This is a genomic window from Roseomonas elaeocarpi, from assembly GCF_042433915.1.
GTDB lineage: Bacteria > Pseudomonadota > Alphaproteobacteria > Acetobacterales > Acetobacteraceae > Roseomonas > Roseomonas elaeocarpi.
Window position 1 is genome coordinate 251,413 of the sequence record NZ_JBHLUN010000015.1, and the last position, 15,460, is coordinate 266,872.

General features: G+C 72.1%; 11 protein-coding genes. 10 read left to right on the forward strand and 1 reads right to left on the reverse strand.

Features of this window, described 5'->3' with window-relative positions; genetic code table 11:
- The first annotated feature begins 48 nt into the window (after positions 1–48).
- From ACFFGY_RS20290 to rpmG, 8 genes are all read left to right on the forward strand, one after another.
- Positions 49–990, forward strand: coding sequence for an aspartate carbamoyltransferase catalytic subunit (locus ACFFGY_RS20290; protein ID WP_377046342.1), 942 nt, complete (start codon positions 49–51; stop codon positions 988–990).
- Positions 990–2,270 carry a dihydroorotase gene (gene pyrC / locus ACFFGY_RS20295; protein WP_377046343.1) on the forward strand — a complete coding sequence of 427 codons (1,281 nt, stop codon included), beginning with the start codon at positions 990–992 and terminating at the stop codon, positions 2,268–2,270. Before ACFFGY_RS20290 ends, pyrC begins: the two co-directional genes overlap by 1 nt.
- The gene (gene plsY, locus ACFFGY_RS20300; protein WP_377046344.1) at positions 2,270–2,908 is read left to right on the forward strand and encodes a glycerol-3-phosphate 1-O-acyltransferase PlsY; all 639 of its coding nucleotides are present in this window, start codon (positions 2,270–2,272) and stop codon (positions 2,906–2,908) included. Before pyrC ends, plsY begins: the two co-directional genes overlap by 1 nt.
- A gap of 2 nt (positions 2,909–2,910) precedes the next feature.
- Positions 2,911–4,071 carry a DNA-processing protein DprA gene (dprA, locus tag ACFFGY_RS20305; RefSeq protein WP_377046345.1) on the forward strand — a complete coding sequence of 387 codons (1,161 nt, stop codon included), beginning with the start codon at positions 2,911–2,913 and terminating at the stop codon, positions 4,069–4,071.
- On the forward strand, positions 4,068–6,830 hold the full coding sequence (gene topA / locus ACFFGY_RS20310) for a type I DNA topoisomerase (RefSeq protein ID WP_377046346.1): 2,763 nt from the start codon (positions 4,068–4,070) through the stop codon (positions 6,828–6,830). The genes dprA and topA overlap by 4 nt, the downstream gene beginning before the upstream one ends.
- A gap of 8 nt (positions 6,831–6,838) precedes the next feature.
- A complete protein-coding gene (rnr, locus tag ACFFGY_RS20315; RefSeq protein ID WP_377046347.1) occupies positions 6,839–9,205 on the forward strand; it encodes a ribonuclease R in 2,367 nt (788 codons plus the stop codon).
- Positions 9,206–9,243: 38 nt separating this feature from the next.
- A complete protein-coding gene (locus ACFFGY_RS20320; RefSeq protein WP_377046348.1) occupies positions 9,244–10,689 on the forward strand; it encodes a S41 family peptidase in 1,446 nt (481 codons plus the stop codon).
- Between the two features lie 131 nt (positions 10,690–10,820).
- Positions 10,821–10,988, forward strand: coding sequence for a 50S ribosomal protein L33 (gene rpmG, locus ACFFGY_RS20325; RefSeq protein WP_377046349.1), 168 nt, complete (start codon positions 10,821–10,823; stop codon positions 10,986–10,988).
- Between the two features lie 129 nt (positions 10,989–11,117).
- Here the strand turns inward: rpmG and ACFFGY_RS20330 are convergent, their stop codons facing one another.
- The gene (locus tag ACFFGY_RS20330) at positions 11,118–12,476 is read right to left on the reverse strand and encodes a PleD family two-component system response regulator (protein WP_377046350.1); all 1,359 of its coding nucleotides are present in this window, start codon (positions 12,474–12,476) and stop codon (positions 11,118–11,120) included.
- Between the two features lie 451 nt (positions 12,477–12,927).
- Here ACFFGY_RS20330 and ACFFGY_RS20335 point away from each other — a divergent pair, with 451 nt between their 5' ends.
- Both ACFFGY_RS20335 and ACFFGY_RS20340 read left to right on the forward strand, forming a co-directional pair.
- Entirely contained in the window at positions 12,928–14,157 is a 1,230-nt protein-coding gene (locus tag ACFFGY_RS20335) for a class I SAM-dependent methyltransferase (protein ID WP_377046351.1), read from the forward strand.
- Positions 14,158–14,445: 288 nt separating this feature from the next.
- A partial coding sequence (locus tag ACFFGY_RS20340; RefSeq protein ID WP_377046352.1) for a P44/Msp2 family outer membrane protein occupies positions 14,446–15,460 on the forward strand: 1,015 nt, incomplete at its 3' end.

The window sequence follows — 15,460 nt, forward strand, 5'->3', positions numbered from 1 at the left end:
CGTCCTCCCCGCCCCTATGGTCCGCCGCGAAAAGGAACCTCCGCCGGCATGGTCGCTTTCCCGTCCCGACACCTTCTCGCCATCGAGGGGCTGCACCCGCTCTACATCGGCAACCTGCTGGATCTGGCCGAAAACTACGCGCTGCTGAACCGCACCGGGAAGGCCCCGCGCGACGTGCTGCGCGGGCAAACGCTGATCAACCTGTTCTTCGAGGACTCGACCCGCACCCGCACCTCCTTCGAACTGGCGGGCAAGCGGCTGGGCGCCGACGTGATCAACATGTCGGTGTCCAACAGCAGCGTGAACAAGGGTGAAACGCTGCTCGATACCGCGGCCACGCTGAACGCCATGAAGACCGACCTGCTGGTGATCCGCCACGCCCAGTCCGGCGCGCCGGCGCTGCTCAGCCAGAAGGTCGATGCCGCTGTCATCAACGCCGGCGACGGCACGCATGAGCATCCGACCCAGGCGCTGCTGGATGCGCTGACGATCCGCCGCCACAAGGGCACGCTCGAAGGGCTGACGGTGGCGATCTGCGGTGACGTGCTGCATTCGCGCGTCGCCCGCTCCAACATCCACCTGCTGAGCGCCATGAACTGCCGCGTCCGGATCGTGGGCCCGCCGACGCTGATCCCGGCCGCGGCCGAGCGGCTGGGGCCCGAGGTGCACTACGACATGCGCGAAGGGCTGAAGGACGCCGACGTGGTGATGATGCTGCGCCTCCAGCGGGAGCGCATGGCGGGCGGCCTCGTCCCCTCGGCGCGCGAGTTCTTCCGCTTCTACGGCCTGGATGCCGAGAAGCTGAGCCACGCCAAGCCGGACGCCATCGTGATGCACCCGGGCCCGATGAACCGTGGCGTGGAGATCGACAGCGCCGTGGCCGACGACCCGGCCCGCAGCGTGATCGGGGAACAGGTGGAGATGGGGGTCGCGGTGCGCATGGCGGTGCTCGACACGCTGTCGCGCGTGCCGGGGCGGAGCAACCGTTGATGAGCACCACCGTCCTCACGGAGGCCCGCCTCCTCGACCCCGCCACCGGCCTGGACACTGCCGGCTCGCTGCTGATCCGCGACGGCCTGATCGCCGACGTGGTGCAGTCCGGCCCCGCCGGCATTCCTGAAGGCGCCGAGGTGTTGCGCCTGGGCGGCGACTGCCTGGCGCCCGGCCTCGTGGACCTGCGCGCCGCGCTGGGTGAGCCCGGGGCCGAGCACCGCGAAACCATCAGCAGCGTTGCCGTCGCGGCGGCGGCGGGCGGCATCACCACCCTTTGCGCCCTGCCGGACAGCGAGCCGGCGCTCGACGACCCGGCGCTGCTGCAGTTCGTGCTCCGCCGCGGCGAGGCGACGGGCAGCCTCTCGATCCTGCCCTACGGCGCCGCCACGCGCGGCTGCCAGGGCAAGGAGATGACCGAGTTCGGCCTGCTGCGGGAGGCCGGCGCCGTGGCCTTCACCGACGGCAACCACGCGATCGGCGATGCGCGCACCATGCGCCTCGCCCTCAGCTACGCCCGCACCTTCGGCGCCTTCGTGGTGCAGCACCCGGCCCAGCCCAGCCTGGCGCGCGGCGGCGCCGCGACCGAGGGCGAACTCGCCACCCGCCTCGGCCTGCCGGGCGTCCCGGCGGCGGCGGAAGCGATGCAGGTGGCGCAGGACATCGCGCTGGCCCGCCTCACCCGCGGCCACGTCCACTTCGCCCACGTCTCGACCGCCGAGGCACTGGAGTTGATCCGCGGCGCCAAGGCCGAAGGGCTGCGCGTCACCTGCGACACCGCGCCGCCCTACTTCGACCTGAACGAGACGGCGGTGGGCGACTATCGCACCTACGCCAAGCTGAACCCGCCGCTGCGGCCCGAGTCCGACCGGCTCGCGGTGGTGGCGGCGCTGAGGGACGGCACGGTGGATGCCATCGCCTCCGACCACCAGCCGCGCGATGCCGACGACAAGCGCCTGCCCTTCGCCCAGGCCGAGGCCGGGGGCGCGGGTCTCGCCACCTTGCTGGGCGTCACGCTGGCGCGGGTCCACGCGGGCGACCTGCCGCTGCTCCGGGCGCTGGCGCTGCTGTGCTCCAACCCGGCCGACCTGCTCGGCCTGCCCTGCGGCCGGCTCGCGGCGGGCGCCCCGGCCGACCTCGTGCTCTTCGCGCTGGAACGCGCCTGGAAGGTCGAGGCCGGCAAGCTGCCGGGCAAGGCGCAGAACTCCCCCTTCGACGGGCGGGCGCTGGAAGGCCGGGTGCTGGGAACCTGGAAAGCGGGGCGGAGGGTGTTCGGCTGATGCAGCCTTCCGTGATCCTGCTGCTGGCACTGCTGCTGGGCTACCTGCTCGGCTCCATTCCCTTCGGGCTGATCCTGACCCGTGCCGCCGGGATGGGTGACATCCGGACCATCGGCTCCGGCAATATCGGCGCCACCAATGTGCTCCGCACCGGCAACAAGAAGGTGGCGGCGGCGACGCTGCTCCTCGACGCCCTCAAGGGCGCCGTGGCGGTCTGGGTCGCGCCGCTGCTCCTGGACCCCTCGGGTCTGCTGGCGGTGGGGGCCGCCGCGGCGGTGGGCGCGGTGCTCGGCCACTGCCACCCGGTCTGGCTGGGCTTCCGCGGCGGCAAGGGCGTGGCGACCTCGCTCGGCGTCTTCCTGGCGCTGAGCTGGCCGATCTTCGTGATCACGGCGCTCGCCTGGCTCGTCGTGGCCAAGCTGTCACGCATCTCCTCGGCCGGCGCGTTGGGTGGCATGGCCGTTGGTCTCGTGGCCGCCTGGGCGCTGGCGCCCGAGGCCGTGGCGATCGCGGTGACGATCATCACCCTCTACGTCTACGCCCGCCACCATTCCAACATCCGCCGCCTGCTCAACGGCACCGAGCCGCGCATCGGCGAAGGCAAGACGCCGGCCGCCGGGCCGGAGGGGCAACTCTAGGGGTGCGCGAGGCCGAGGCTCTCGCGCGGTTGCGGCTCGCCCGCACCGACGGCATCGGCCCGGTCCGCTTCCGCGACCTGCTGGCGCATTTCGACGGCAGCGCCGAGGCGGCCCTCCAGGCTCTGCCCGCCTGGGCGGCGAAGCGCAACAAGCCCTTCCACCCGCCCTCGCCCGCCGAGGTCCGGCGGGAATACGACACGGTGCTGGGCGCCGGCGGTACCTTCCTCCACTGGGATGAGCCCGGCTACCCGCCGCTGCTGGGCACCATCGACGACCCGCCGACCGTGTTGGCGGTGCTGGGCGACCCGGCGCTGCTCCTGCGCCGGCAGGTGGCCGTGGTGGGCGCCCGCAACGCGTCGGCCGGTGGCCTGCGGATCGCCGGGGAACTGGCGGAGGCATTGGCAAAGGCCGGCGTGGTGGTCACCTCTGGCCTGGCACGTGGGGTGGACGCCGCGGCGCACGAAGGCGCGCTGCGGGCCGCGAAGCCCGGCGGCGCCTCCACGGTAGCGGTGCTGCCGGGCGGCCTCGACGTGACCTACCCGCCCGAGAACGCCGCGCTCCAGGCCCGCATCGCCGAGGGTGGCGCCATCGTCTCCGAGGCGCCGCTGCGGGCCCAGCCGACGCAGCGGCACTTTCCGCGCCGCAACCGCATCGTGGCCGGCCTCAGCCTGGGCGTGGTGCTGGTGGAGGCGGCGCTGGGCTCCGGCACGCTGATCACCGCGCGGCTGGCGGCCGAGATGGGGCGCGACGTCTTCGCGGTGCCGGGCAGCCCGCTCGACCCGCGCTGCCGCGGCTCGAACGACCTGCTGCGGCAGGGCGCAACCCTGTGCGAAACGGCGGCCGACGTGCTGAACAACCTGCCCGAGGCGCCCCGCGCGGGGGCTGCGGGACCGCTCTTCGAGGCCCGTCCGGCGCCGCCCACGCTGGCCCAGCGGGCGGCAAGGGCGCCGGAAGCCACCGGTGACGCGGCGCAACTTCTTGAACTTCTTGGGCCTTCGCCAGTGGCGGTTGACGAAGTGCTGCGCCGCTGCCACCTCTCGCCTTCCGCCGCGCAAGCCCTTCTCCTCGACCTCGAACTCTCGGGGCAGGTCGAGGTGCTGCCCGGGAACCGCATCGTCCGGTCCGCCGCGGGCGACCGAGAGGGTATCCAAGAGCCAACATGACCGACGTCGTCGTCGTGGAATCGCCCGCCAAGGCGAAGACCATCAACAAGTATCTCGGCGGCGGCTACAAGGTCATCGCGTCCTTCGGCCATGTCCGCGACCTGCCGGCCAAGGACGGCAGCGTCCGTCCGGAAGAGAACTTCGCGATGGACTGGACCTCGGAAGACCGGGGCGAGCGCCAGGTGCGCGAGATCGCCGCCGCGCTGAAGGGGGCCAAGCGCCTCTTCCTCGCCACCGACCCGGATCGCGAGGGCGAGGCGATCTCCTGGCACGTGCGCGAGATGCTGGACAAGAAGCGCCTGCTCAAGGGCGTCGAGGTCCACCGCATCACCTTCAACGAGATCACCAAGCGCGCGGTGCAGTACGCCATCGACCACCCGCGCGACCTCGACACGCCGCTGATCGACGCCTACCTGGCGCGCCGCGCGCTGGACTACCTGGTGGGCTTCACCCTGTCGCCCGTGCTGTGGCGCAAGCTGCCGGGCTCGCGCTCGGCGGGGCGCGTGCAGTCCGTGGCGCTGCGCCTGATCTGCGAGCGCGAGGCCGAGATCGAGGCCTTCAAGACGCGCGAGTACTGGACGGTGGAGGCACGCTTCGCCACCCCGATCGGCGCGCAGTTCACCGCGCGGCTGACGCATCTCGACGGCAAGCGCCTCGAACAGTTCGACCTGCCGGACGAGGCCGCGGCCAAGCGCGCCGTCGCGGCGGTGGAGGCCGGGTCCTTCACGGTCGCCTCGGTCGAGAAGAAGCGCGTCCGCCGCAACCCGCAGGCGCCCTTCACCACCTCGACGCTGCAGCAGGAATCCTCGCGCAAGCTGGGCTTCGGCGCACAGGCGACGATGCGCCTGGCCCAGCAGCTGTACGAGGGCGTGGAGATCGGCGGCGAGACCGTGGGTCTCATCACCTACATGCGAACCGACGGCGTGCAGATGTCGCGCGAAGCGATCGACGCCATCCGCGGCCATGTGCGCGAGGAATTCGGCAACAACTACCTGCCGCCCTCGGCGCGCGAATACACCTCCAAGGCCAAGAACGCCCAGGAAGCGCACGAGGCGATCCGCCCCACCGACGTTCGTCGCACGCCGGGCTCGGTCGCGCGCTACCTGAACCCCGAGCAGCGCCGCCTGTACGAGCTGGTGTGGAAGCGCGCGGTGGCCTCGCAGATGGCCTCGGCCGAGCTCGACCAGACCACGGTGGACATTGCCGACGCGCCCAACAAGGTGCGGCTGCGCGCCACCGGCTCCGTGATCGCCTTCGACGGCTTTCTGAAGCTGTATCGCGAGGACGTGGACGACGCGCCGGCGCATTCCCCGGCGGGGATGGGCGACGACGAGGACAGCCGCGTGCTGCCGCCCATGGCCGAGCGCGACCCGCTCAAGCGCGGCCCGGTGACACCCGAGCAGCACTTCACCCAGCCGCCGCCGCGCTACTCCGAGGCCTCGCTGGTCAAGAAGATGGAGGAGCTCGGCATCGGCCGCCCCTCCACCTACGCCTCGATCCTGCAAACGCTGCAGGACCGCGACTACGTGAGGCTGGAGAAGCGGCGCTTCCAGCCGGAGGACCGCGGGCGACTCGTCACCGCCTTCCTGGTGAGCTTCTTCGAGCGCTACGTGGACACCGGCTTCACCGCCTCGCTGGAAGAACAGCTCGACGACATCAGTGGTGGCCGTGCTGACTGGCGAGAGGTCATGGCGCAGTTCTGGGATGCCTTCTCCAAGGCCGTGGCCGCCACCAAGGACCTCAAGATCAGCGACGTGATCGACGCGCTGGACGAGGACCTGGGGCCGCACTTCTTTCCGCCTGCCGATGACGGCAGCGATCCGCGTCTTTGCCCGAACTGCCATACCGGCCGGCTCGGGCTGCGGCTGGGTCGGACGGGTGCCTTTATCGGCTGCTCGAACTACCCGGAATGCCGCTACACCCGCGCGCTGGTGGCGCCGGGCGCCGAGGGCGCGGAGGAGGCCGGCGGCTTCGCCGATGGCGTGCGCGAGCTGGGCGCAGCGCCCGATGGTCAGCAGGTGACCATGCGGCGCGGCCCCTACGGCGTCTACGTGCAGCTCGGCGAGGGCGGCACCGACAGCAAGGGCAAGCCCACCAAGCCGCGCCGCGCCAGCCTGCCCCGCGGGATGGAGCCCGACGGCGTGACGCTGGAGCGCGCGGTGGCGCTGCTGTCGATGCCGCGCATCGTGGGCCTCCACCCGGAAACCGGCGAGGAGATCACCGCCAATCTCGGGCGCTTCGGCCCCTACCTGAAGATGGGCACGATCTCGAAGTCGCTCGACCGCGACGACGACGTGCTGACGGTGGGCCTCAACCGCGCGGTGACGCTGCTGGCCGGCGCCAAGCCCAGCGCTGTCCCGCTGGGCGAGCACCCGAAGGACAAGGCGCCGGTGGAAATCCGCCGCGGCCGCTTCGGCCCCTATGCCCAGCACGGGCAGACGGTCGCCAGCCTGCCGCGCGGTGTCGAGGTCGAGGACTTCACGCTGGAACAGGCGGTGGCCCTGCTGGCCGAGAAGGGCAAGCAGCTTCCGCCGCGTGGCGCCAAGGGTCGCACCGCCGCCCGTAAGGCACCCGCGCGCAAGGCGGCCGCCGCCGAGGCGGAAGCGCCGAAGCCCGCCGCCCGCAAGGCCCCGGCGCGGGCCACGGCGGCCAAGAAGACCGCCGCTGCCAAGAGCACGACGGCCGCCAAGAAGGCACCGGCGCGCAAGCCGGCCGCGGCGGCCAAGGCCCGGAAGGCTCCCGCGAAGACTGGGGGCTGAGGACGCCGTTGCGACCCTACCGCCTGCGCTACCGGCCCCTCGGCGCGCCGCCGCTCGTTCCGGCGGGCGGCGTGGCGGCGGATGCGGCGGGCGGGATCGGCAACGGTGTCCCGGTTCCCCCGGACACCGCCGGCGGAACCGCAGGCCAGCCTGCCCCGATGCCCACGCAGGCGCAGCTGCGCGACTACCTCCGCGGCGCGGGCGGCAAGGTCGGCAAGAGCGAGCTGGTGCGCCACTTCCGCCTCCATGTGGACCAGCGCCCCGCCTTGCGGGAAATGCTTCGCGTGCTGCGGCGGGAAGGCACGGCCGCCCCGGCCGGGCGCCGCTCGCTGCGCCACGCGGCCAGCCTGCCGGAAACCGCGGTGGTGGAGGTCTTCGGCACCGATCCCGACGGCGATCCCCTCGCCCGCCCAGTGAACTGGCAGGGCGAGAGCCGCCCGATCATCTACATGCACCCGGAGCGCAAGGGTCAGCCCGCCCTGGCGCCGGGTGAGCGCGTGCTGGCGCGGCTGAAGCCGATCGGCCGCGACCGCTACGAGGGCCGCACCGTCAAGCGATTGCCGGCCGAGAGCGCCTCCCGCGTGCTCGGCGTCTTCCAGGACGGCCGCATCCTGCCGGTGGACCGCCGCGCCCGCGCCGAGTGGACCGTACCGGAAGGCGAGAGCCTCGACGCCGCGAACGGGGAGCTGGTGCTGGCCGAACCCCTGCCCTCCTACCGGCTGGGCCTGCGCCCCGCGCGGGTGGTGGAACGGCTGGGCCCGATGGGTGGACCGCGCGCGGTGTCGCTGGTCTGCATCCACCTGCACAACATCCCTGACCGCTTCGATGCGGACACGATCGCCGAGGCTGAGGCCGCGCGCGCCGTGACCGCGGAAGGGCGCGAGGACCTGCGGAACCTGCCGCTGATCACCATCGACGGCGAGGACGCGCGCGACTTCGACGATGCCGTTCATGCCGAGGCGACCGGGGATGGCTGGGCCGTCACCGTCGCCATCGCCGACGTGGCGCACTACGTCCGGCCTGGCTCCGCGCTGGACCGCACCGCGCGGGCGCGCGGCAACAGCGTGTACTTTCCCGACCGCGTGGTGCCGATGCTGCCCGAGGCGCTGAGCAACGGCTGGTGCTCGCTCAAGCCCGACGAGGATCGCGGCTGCCTCTTCGTGCGGATGGAGTTCGACACCGCCGGCACGAAGCGCGCGCATCGCGTCGGGCGCGGCATCATGCGCTCGCACGCGCGGATGACCTACGAGGCGGTGCAGGCCTCGCGCGACGCCGGCGAGGACCGCTTCGCCGCGCTCTACGGTGCCTTCGCGGCGCTCACGGCCGAGCGCGACCGGCGCGGCACGCTGGACCTCGACTTGCCGGAACGCCGCGTCTTCCTCGACGCCGAAGGACGGGTGGAGGCGGTGCGGCCGCGGGCGCGCCTCGACAGCCACCGGTTGATCGAGGAGTTCATGGTGGCCGCCAATGTCTGCGCGGCGGAGGAGCTGGAGCGCCTGCACCAGCCCTGCCTCTACCGCGTCCACGATCGCCCCGCCGACATGAAGCTGGAAGCGCTGCGGCAGTTCCTCCAAGCCTTCGAGCTGGAGCTGCCTCCCGGCAACGCGCTGCGGCCCCGCGACTTCGCACGCATCCTCGACGCCGTGCGCGACCGGCCCGAGGAACGGCTGGTCGACGAGACCGTGCTGCGCGCGCAGTCGCAGGCGGAATACAGCGCGGACAACATCGGCCATTTCGGCCTGGCGCTGAGCCGCTACGCGCATTTCACCAGCCCGATCCGCCGCTACGCCGACCTCGTGGTGCACCGGGCCGTCATCGCCGGGCTGCGGCTGGGGCGTGACGGCATCACACCCGCCGAGGCCGAGGCGCTGCCCGACACGGCGGAAGCGATCACCCGCACCGAGCGCCGCGCCGCCGCGGCGGAACGCGACGCGGTGGACCGCTACCTCGCGGCCTTCATGGCCGATCACGTAGGCGCTACATTCGAAGGGCGGGTTTCCGGGGTGACACGCTCGGGCTTGTTCGTCACCCTTGATGAGAACGGCGCCAGCGGAATCGTCCCGCTGCGCTCACTTCCGGATGACCGATGGGAGCACGATGCGGGCGCACAGCGCTTGGTGGGGCGGCATACCGGCCTCGTCTTCTCCCTGGCACAGCCTGTCGAGCTTCAGCTGGCGGAAGCCATTCCCCTGACCGGAAGCCTGTTCTTCCACCTCCTGCAAGGCAGCCCGATCCCGCCCGGCGGGCGGGCGAGGCCGCGCGGGGCACGCTCCGTGGCTTCACGGTCGGGGGCTTCACGGTCAGGCGCTTCGCGGTCGGCCGCGTCGCGCTCCGCGGCTTCGCGATCGGGGGCGTCGCACTCCTCGCGGCGCTGACGCTTCCGCCGCCGGCCTCCGCGCAGGCCGATCCGGCGGTGGCGGCCCAGGCGCGGCCGGAAGCCTTCTTCCCGCGCACCCTGCTGCTCGCCACGCTGCAGGCGGGGTTCAACGCGGTGGAGGAGCGGCACCTCGAAGCAGCGGCCCCCGCCGATCTCGCGCTCTGGGGCGCCCGTGGCCTCGTGGCGCTGGACCCCACCCTGGACGTCGAGTTGCAGGGCGACGCGGTGCGCCTCGTCCGCAACGGGCGGGAGGTGGCGCGGCGCGCCATCGGCAACGGCAGCGCCGGCGCCGCGGAAGCGCTGGTCTGGCTGTTCGGCGCGGCCTGGGACGTGTCGCCCCCGGTCCGTCAGGCGGGCTCCGACGGGCTGCTGGAAGCGACCTTCGACGAGATCTTCAACCACCTCGACCCCTACAGCCGCTACCTCTCCGCCAACACCGCCGACACCGCGCGCGACCGCCGCATGGGCACGGTGGGCGTCGGCCTCGTGCTGGAAAACGGCGACGACGGCGTTCGCGTGGCCGAGGTCCTGCCCGACAGCCCGGCTCTGGCGGCGGGGTTGCGGGCCGGCGACCTTCTGACCGGCCTCAATCGCCGCTCCCTGCGCAGCGCCGACAGCGAGGCCGTCTCGGCCTTGCTGGACGGCGCCGCGGGCAGCTCGGTGCGGCTGAACTATCGCCGCGGGCGGCAGGCAAGGACAGCGCTGCTCCGCCGGGCCCAGGTCGCGCCGGTCACGGTCCGGGCGGAGCAGCAGGGCGACCTGCTGCTGCTGCGGATCACCGCCTTTTCCGCCGACACCGCGGGGCAGCTGGCCGAGGCGCTGACGACGGGCCTCGCGCGCAACAGCCTCCGCGGCGTCGTGCTGGACCTGCGCGGAAATCGAGGCGGCCTCCTGCGCGAGGCCGTGGCCGTGCTGGAGGAGCTGGTGCCCAGCGGCCTGCTGGTAAGCACCGACGGCCGACACCCGGATGCCCGCCGCCGTTTCGAGGGGCGCGGCGACGACCTGGCGCAGGACCGGCCGATTGCCGTGCTGGTGGACGGGCGCACCGCCTCCTCGGCCGAGATCGTCGCGGCCGCGCTCAGCGATCGCGGGCGCGGCGTGGTGATCGGCAGCGCCACCATGGGCAAGGGTTTGATCCAGGTGCTGATGCCGCTGCCCAACGGCGGGGAGCTGTCGCTGTCCTGGTCACGCGTGCTGGCGCCCGACGGCTGGCCCGTGCAGTCCCTGGGCGTGATCCCGGCCCTGTGCACCAGCCTGGGCGCCGAGAACACCAGCCTCGCGCTGGAACGGCTGGAACGGGGCGAGGCCCCCATGGGCGCGGTGCTCAAGCGCCTGCGCGCGGCGCGCGCCCCCGTGCTAGCCAGCGAAGTGGTGGCGCTGCGCGACAGCTGCCCGCCGGCGGAAGCGCGTGAAAGCGACCTCCAGGTGGCCACGGCGCTGCTGGACCACCCCGAAGCCTATCGGGCGGCCCTGCCGCGCTGAGAAAACCGCCGGCCCGGCTCCTCGTCGGGGTGCCGTGCGAAACAAGGGCTTGACGGCGGGGCGGCCCTGACTAGGTTGCGCCGTTCAACGGCCCGGGCCCTGCCCGCGGGGCCTGCTGCGGATATAGAAACATGGCCAAGTCCAACACCATCCAGATCAAGCTCGTGAGCTCGGCCGAAACCGGCTACTTCTACGTCACGAAGAAGAACACCCGGAACGCCCAGGGCAAGCTCGAGCTCAAGAAGTACGACCCGGTCGCGCGCAAGCACGTCGTTTTCCGCGAGTCGAAGATCAAGTAACCGAAAACCGGGCAGGTACGGTCCCAGACACCGGCTGGCGGCGGCCCGCGCGCCCGTCAGCCCCGCGCCGGCCTGCCCGAGGCGGCGACTCCGCCGCCGACCCGGGGCGTTCCTGCCCCGGGCACCCGCTCAGGTGCCGGCCTCCAGCCTGCCGGCCGCGAAGCGGTTCCGTCCCGCGCGCTTTGCCTCATAGAGAGCCTCATCGGCCCGGCGCACCAGGTTCTCGGCGCTGCGGTCCTGCCCGCTGCGCGCGCCGCCGATGCTGATGGTCACGCTGACCGGTCCGGTCGGCAGCCAGACGGGCCGGTCGCACACGACCTGCCGCAAACGCTCCGCCACGGTGCGAAGGTCAGGCAGCACGCGGTCGGGCATGATCACCAGGAATTCCTCGCCGCCGTAGCGCGCCACCACGTCGGCCGTGCGCACGCCGTTGCGCAGGCGCTGCGCCACCTCCTTCAGCACGGCGTCGCCGCAGGCATGGCCGTGCGTGTCGTTGACCTGCTTGAAGTGGTCGATGTCGAGCAGCAGCACGGTGATGTCGCCGTTCTGCAGCAGCATCTCCAGGTGCCGGTCGGCGTAGCGCCGGTTGCGCAGGCCAGTGAGCCCGTCCGTCACCGCTTCCTCGAGGGAGCGTTGCAGCTCCTCGCGCAGCCGGTCCTGGTAGAGCTTGCGGCGGAGCTGGTTGCGGGCGCGGGCACGCAGCTCGTTCGGGTCGAGCGGCCGCAGGGCGTGGTCGTTGGCGCCCAGGTCGAAGCCGCGCAGCACCTGGTTGCGCTGGTCGAGGTCGGCGATCAGCACCACCGGCAGTTCCCGCGTCGGTTCGTTGGCGCGCAGCCGCGACGCGAAGCGCAAGCCATCCCCCGCATCGAAGGACAGGCTGAGCACCACGAGGTCGAAGCCGCCCTCCACCGCCTTGCGCCAGGCGGCGGCAGGCTCCAGCGCTATCGTCACCTGCACGCCGTCAGCCGCCAGGGCGTCGTCGATCTCCCGCGCCTCGTCGCGGCTCTCGGTCACCACGAGCGCGCGGGTTCCGGACACGTCGTTGCCGGGATGCGCCGGCACGCTCAGCCCGAACTCCCCGGCCGTGGCGCCGCGGATCCGCAGCGCGTCCTGCGCCTGCTTGGTGCGCAGCAGCGCGCGCAGCCGCGCGAACAGGGTCGCGTGGTCCACGGGCTTGCTCAGGAAGTCGTCCGCCCCTGCCTGGAGGCCGCGGACGCGCTCGGTGGCCTCGGTCATCGCGGTGATCATCACCACCGGGATGTGGCTGGTGGCGGGATCCCCCTTGATGCGGGCGCAGACCTCGTAGCCGTCCATGCCCGGCATCATCACGTCCAGCAGCACGACGTCGGGGCGCCAGCTTGCCAGCAGCTGCAGGGCTGCCGGCCCGGAAGTGGCAGAGGCGACCTCGTAATACTCGGCGCGCAGCCGTGCTTCGAGGAGGTGGAGGTTGGTGGCGATGTCGTCCACCACCAGGATGCGGGCACTCACGCTATGGCTCCGGCGGGCCCGCGCAGGGCCAGGCGCTCCTCCGGCTGCCGCGGAACGGCGGGAGGAACGCGGGGTGGGTTGAAGGAGGAAACTCGCAACGCGGCGGTCAGCAGGCTGACAGGGGCGTGCGGCGCCGGAGCAGTCCATGGCGTCCGGGGGCCGGTAGCCGCCCGCCACGGTCGGACCCTCTCAACCATCCGTCACGCTGCCTTTCGGTTCCTGTCGGCTGTTTAAGGAACAACGGGTTCATCCACCCGCAACCATAGCCCGTCCTCGCGGGCGCGGGAACACGCCATCATTGCGGAAACGAGCGTTCCTGCGGCGCTTCGCGCAACAAGGTTGCGAGGCGATCCGTGCCATCTCCCGCGCGCGAACGGGCAACGTCGCGGGACGTTGCGGATTGAGCAGGGGAACGTCACCATGCGGGCCGGTCAGCAACGGAGAAGCAGGCATGGTCGTCTGGCAGTCGCAGGAAGCGGAAGCCTTCGTGGGAGCCGACGGGCTGATCGATCCAGCGCGGCTCGCGGCGGCCACCGACGGGGCGAGCGCCACGGCGCGCCACGACGCCCTGCACGACGGCGTGCCGCTGAGCGACCGCAGCTTCCGCCTGCCCTTCGCCGATCCCGCCACGACGCGCGCCACGCTGCCGGCGCTGAGCGCTGCGATGCAGCTCCTGCAGGCCGCACCGGGTCAGCGCGTGCTGGACTACGGCTGCGGCAATGGCTGGCTGTCACGCCTGCTGGCGCAGCAGGGGCTGGAAGTCACCGGCCTCGATCCGTCGCAGCGGGCGATCGACAAGGGGCTGGCCTTCCTGGCGGTGCATCAGCCGCAGCTGGCAAAGCTGGTGCGGCTGTCAAGGCTGGACGGGCCGCGCCTTCCCCTGCCCGACCAGTCCGTGGACCGCGTGATCGCCTTCCAGTCGCTGCACCAGGTGGCCGATCAGGCCGCTCTCCTGCGGGAGATGTTCCGGGTCCTGACGGAAGGCGGCATCGCGGTGCTCGTGGCCGAGGCGGCGGGTCATTCCCGCGCACCCGGGGCGCAGGCCAGGATGCGGGCGGCGGGCCTGGCCGAGCACGAGGTCCCGCTGGAGGACCTGTGGCAGGCTGCGCGCGAGGCCGGCTTCACCGGCGGCCAGGTTCTGCCGGTCATGGCCGAGCTCGCGCCGCTGGACATCGAGGCCTTCAACCGCGCCGGCAGTGGTGAGCCGCTGCCCGGCGCCCTGGCCGCTTCCGTGCAGCAGGCGATCGGCAAAGGTACGCGCTGCATTTCGCTGACGCGGCCCTTCGGCACGCCCGACAGCCGGGAGATCGCGGCGGCCAAGGCCGAGGGTAAGCCACTGGCTGCGCTCTCGCTCACCGCCGCATCGATCCGGAACGAAAGGCTCGCGCTGACGGTCGCGGTCCGCAACCTCGGGGGACATCGCTGGCTCCCGGGCGGCAGCGGCCCTGGCGGCGTCAACCTCGGCGTCGGCCGCGTGACGGAAGGCGGCACCGAGCGCGATTACCGCCGCGTGCGGCTGAGCCAGCACGAGGTCGCGCCCGGCGAGGCGCTGCAGGTCGAGTTCGAGCTGGATCGCCACAATGCGACGGGCTGGGTCATCGACCTCGTGGCGGAAGGCGTGACCTGGTTCGACGTGCCCCTGCAGATCGACGCGGCGGGCCGAATCGCGAAAGCGGGTTGAAGCCTTAGGATTCGCGGGACAAGCCGGAACGAACTGCGACAGAATGTCCGCGGCGCCGGCCGCGGACGATTCGAACGGGGCGCGGAAACGGGAATACGGCGCCCCGCAAGCCCACCATCACCGCGCCCAGGCCTCTTTGTGCCGGATTCCGGGCCTATGTTGTGGCTCGGCAGCAACAGTGCCCCCCAACAGCCCGACCGCAAGTCTGCCTCGCAAGCTGGTGAATTTCGCGAAAAACCGGGGCGTGCATTTTGACACTCATTCGTCCCCCCGATGAAGGACCCGATTATGAAGTTCCGTCACGCGTTGCTCGCCACGACGCTTCTTGCCACCCCGTTCGTCGCCTCGGGCGCGCAGGCGCAGTCCGCCTGGTGGACCCCGCCGAGCTGGCTGGCCACCCCCGTCGCGCAGCCGGTGACCGGCCTGTACGTGTCCGGCGGCGCCGGCTGGAACCACTCCAGCAAGCGTAACCTGACCGCCAAGGGCGCCAACGCCACCTACTTCGACAACACGGTGAACAACCGTCAGGGCGACGTCGAGTTCAGCGAAGGCTGGGGCGGCCAGGTCGCCGTGGGTTGGGGCTTCGGCAACGGCCTGCGCGCCGAGGTCGAGGGCAACTACCGCCGCAACGTCGCCAGCCATGTCGGTGGCTGGTCCTCCAAGGCTCCGCGCGCTGGCGTGAACGGTGCGTTCAACGACGCGACCGGCCAGCAGGAGCAGTACGGCGTGATGGCCAATGGCTATTACGACTTCCAGCTGCCGGCCTGGTTCCCGCAGATGCCGATCCCCGTCGTTCCCTACGTCGGTGGCGGCGTCGGCTACGTCTGGACCGACCTGCACGGCGTGGGCGGCTCGCGCTACCCGAACGGCAACTCGGTGATGCTGGACGACACGCGCGGTTCCTTCGCCTACCAGGGCATCGCCGGTCTGGCCTTCCCGATCCCGCAGGTCCCCGGCCTGTCGCTCACGGTTGAGTACCGCTACCTCGGCACGCTGCAGCGCTACTTCGACGGCGAGGTCCGCACGCCGACCAACCAGACGGTCAGCCGCGGCAAGTTCGAAGTTGACTCGGGCAACAACCACTCGGCGATGCTGGGCCTGCGCTACGCCCTGTACACCCCGCCGGTCGTGGCCGCCGCTCCGCCGGTTGCCCCGATGCAGGCCGCGCCGCAGCAGACTGCCCGCACCTACCTCGTGTTCTTTGACTGGGATCGTTCGGACCTGACGGACCGCGCGCGCCAGATCATTGCCGAGGCGGCGCAGAACAGCCGCACCGCCGGTGTGACGCGCATCGAAGTGTCGG

Excerpts from the sequence above, each read along its gene's own strand:
- ACFFGY_RS20290 (WP_377046342.1), top strand. The coding sequence starts at position 49 with ATGGTCGCTTTCCCGTCCCGACACCTTCTCGCCATCGAGGGGCTGCAC.
- rpmG (WP_377046349.1), top strand. The coding sequence starts at position 10,821 with ATGGCCAAGTCCAACACCATCCAGATCAAGCTCGTGAGCTCGGCCGAA.
- topA (WP_377046346.1), top strand. The coding sequence starts at position 4,068 with ATGACCGACGTCGTCGTCGTGGAATCGCCCGCCAAGGCGAAGACCATC.
- plsY (WP_377046344.1), top strand. The coding sequence starts at position 2,270 with ATGCAGCCTTCCGTGATCCTGCTGCTGGCACTGCTGCTGGGCTACCTG.
- ACFFGY_RS20335 (WP_377046351.1), top strand. The coding sequence starts at position 12,928 with ATGGTCGTCTGGCAGTCGCAGGAAGCGGAAGCCTTCGTGGGAGCCGAC.
- pyrC (WP_377046343.1), top strand. The coding sequence starts at position 990 with ATGAGCACCACCGTCCTCACGGAGGCCCGCCTCCTCGACCCCGCCACC.